Below are 2032 nucleotides of genomic sequence, written 5' to 3'. Positions count from 1 at the left end.
GGGAAAAGGAGCGTAACCAGCAGAAAGCTAAAATCGATTGGCGTTTTGCAGCTTCAGATGCCAGAGTGAAATTCCAACGGTTATATCCTAATTTACACCTGTCATAATTTTCTTGGTTGACTAGTAGCAAAGCTTCCCAGTTTAATGATTCTCCAGAACTGCGCCACGCATTAGAAGAAGCGATGACCAAACGTGGTGTACGTGCGGTTATCCTTGATGAAGCGCAACATTTAATGAAGATTGGGACTGGAAGTAATGCTGGCAAGCTTTTAGACCAGTTGGATTGGATTAAATCGATGACGAATGTTACGGGTGTTTTACACATCCTGATTGGTACTTACGAACTGTTAAATTTCCGCAATTTAAGCGGTCAAGCATCTCGGCGCGGTCTGGATATCCACTTTCCGCGCTATTTGTACCAAAATGAACAAGACCGTTTGGATTTTCAGGCAGCGTTATTGGCACTCCTCAAGCAAGTACCTCTTGATACTAATATTCCTGAATTAATGCAGCATTGGCTTTACTTCTATGAACATTCTATTGGCTGTCTTGGAGTCCTAAAAGACTGGCTCATCAGAGCTGTGGCTGCGGCATTAGATGATGGAAATAAAGCTTTAACTTTAAAACAATTACACGAGCATACTCTAACGCTAGCGCAGTGCGAACGCATGGCAATAGAAGCAACTGAAGGCGAAGAAAAACTTAGCTATATGGAGAGCCGCCGCGAACATCTATGGCATTTGCTACAAATAGGGATGGGTTCAACGGATGTACCGACTAATGCAGTCCCTCCTGAAACTCCGTTGGTCGGTAGTGAAATCACTTCATCTAAAACAGAGTCACCACTTAAAACAAAGCGGACTCGGAAAAAGCCAAACGTACCTGCACCACAAGAATTCACGACCACAACAGCAAACGAGATCCCCGTAGAGCCAGCCCCGAAGAAAAAGCAGACTCGCAAGAAAACTACATCTACTCAAACGCTTGAAATTACTGAAACGCTACTTAGTAATTCCAGTGCTGACCTTCAGACGATAACTCAGGACACGCAACAGCAAACAGATAAGAGCCGCGAGAAAAAGTCAGGCACACGGGTTGGGCAACGCAAACCCAAGCGAGACACTGTTGGGCATGAATCGCCGTCAACGATATAAGAATGATAATCATCGGGTGGATGAAGAAGCTGCCGTCGGCAGCTTCTTCCCATTCTCTTTATTAATGAGACAGGGGTGAGCAAAGCTCACCCCTGTCTCCCCCCAACTATACGATTATCATTCTTACAACTCACAATTAAAGTATGAAGTATATCTTGTCCTAATGAGTTTTGAAGCATTTCGTGACCGTTTGGCAAAAATATCGTTCAAATCACACTACCACCCAATCATCAATTCCTTTTTCTGGGCCAGGCAATAATGCCACTTCACACTGACAGTCTTGTTGGATAATAGCTTGACAAGTACGGCGGGTGGCTTGAAAAACCTGGAGTTTGGTTTTGGGCTTAGTTTCGTAGTCGAATAATACAATGTATTTCCGTCCTGGTTGTGCCATTGGGACTAAATCAGGGTGAAGTCGTTCTAAATCTTCCTTGCCAACGCGCCCGTTCCAGATGCCCGGAAGTGCGCTCGCTACAAAACCCAACGACAGTAAACAACCTGCCTTTTTTTCTCCTTCCGTAAGAATTACAGGGATTTGAGGATGTGCCATGACCCAAGACCAGAATCCTAACGCTTCTCCTGATTGAGTAACGACGATATTCTCTGGCATCGGCACATCGTAGCGAAGGGATACCAGCTTCCAGATATGTAAGGCAACTCTGAGATAGGTGACGCGGTTTGGGGTTTTCGGCGGTGACTCGTATTTAATGGGTTTCTCAGTATGCTGTTGGGTTTGTTTGTCCCATTCGAGTCTAGTAGTCTACCAAGCAAACTTTGCTAGGTTAAGCTCGGATATAAATGCTGCATTTTCCGGCGAGCGTCTTTGGTTTGGAAACCCCAATACACACTGGCTTTTTGCTTATTACGTTGTTTCTCCC

At 44.9% G+C, this 2032-nt stretch carries 1 protein-coding gene and 1 pseudogene; one reads left to right on the top strand and one right to left on the bottom strand.

Features of this window, described 5'->3' with window-relative positions; all coding sequences use genetic code 11:
• Positions 1-116: 116 nt before the first annotated feature.
• Positions 117-1154: an AAA family ATPase gene (locus FNW02_RS37960; protein ID WP_191762602.1), complete on the top strand. Its 1038-nt coding sequence runs from the start codon at positions 117-119 to the stop codon at positions 1152-1154.
• Positions 1155-1371: 217 nt separating this feature from the next.
• Here FNW02_RS37960 and FNW02_RS37955 read toward each other — a convergent pair.
• Positions 1372-1878 (bottom strand): annotated as a pseudogene (locus FNW02_RS37955) (DUF3854 domain-containing protein); the annotation flags it as partial.
• Positions 1879-2032: the final 154 nt, after the last annotated feature.

Source organism: Komarekiella delphini-convector SJRDD-AB1 (assembly GCF_014831675.1).
GTDB lineage: Bacteria > Cyanobacteriota > Cyanobacteriia > Cyanobacteriales > Nostocaceae > Komarekiella.
Note: the sequence above shows the minus strand (reverse complement) of the source record. Positions and strands in the feature narration are given on the sequence as shown.